The organism is Bradyrhizobium sp. 14AA (genome assembly GCF_054185205.1).
The window spans coordinates 1-509 of the sequence record NZ_JAVAYM010000103.1; the positions used below are offsets into that span (position 1 = coordinate 1).

Annotated in this window: 1 protein-coding gene; it reads right to left on the reverse strand. The window is 29.7% G+C overall.

The window, feature by feature from the left end; translation table 11 throughout:
- Positions 1–235: 235 nt before the first annotated feature.
- The coding region (locus RAD15_RS43515; RefSeq protein WP_458184815.1) for an outer membrane beta-barrel protein at positions 236–509 on the reverse strand (274 nt) is incomplete at its 5' end.

The window sequence follows — 509 nt, forward strand, 5'->3', positions numbered from 1 at the left end:
AAGTAAAACTATTAAAGTAGTTTTTATTTCCTTTACCTTGTACATAGATTCTCGGAGAAGAGTATGTGGCATACCCATCGAAGCTAAACTTTGTAGATATTCGGAATGAAAAATTTGCTCCAACATTACCTATTATACCATTTTGGGTTGCAGAAAATGGAGAGGTCAAACTATAATTAGAAACACTTCCGAATGAGTTAAAATTTGTTTTTTTTCCAATTGGAAATCCTATTGATTACCCTATGCTTACATTTGATATTTTTCTAATATTTTCGAAAATTGTTTTAGTAATATTTCCCTCAATTGTTCTAATAGGTTGAATTAAACCATCTGACAATCTATAGAATAGATATGGAGAAAAAAATCCCTTTTTGAGTAATTTGTTAATGCTAAATTCAAATGAGTTGGAGTTTTCAGATAGCAATCGATTATTACCTAAACGTAGGTTTGTTGGATCTGAATTATCAATAAATGGATTTAAATAGTAAATGCTGGGTCTCTGTATTCGA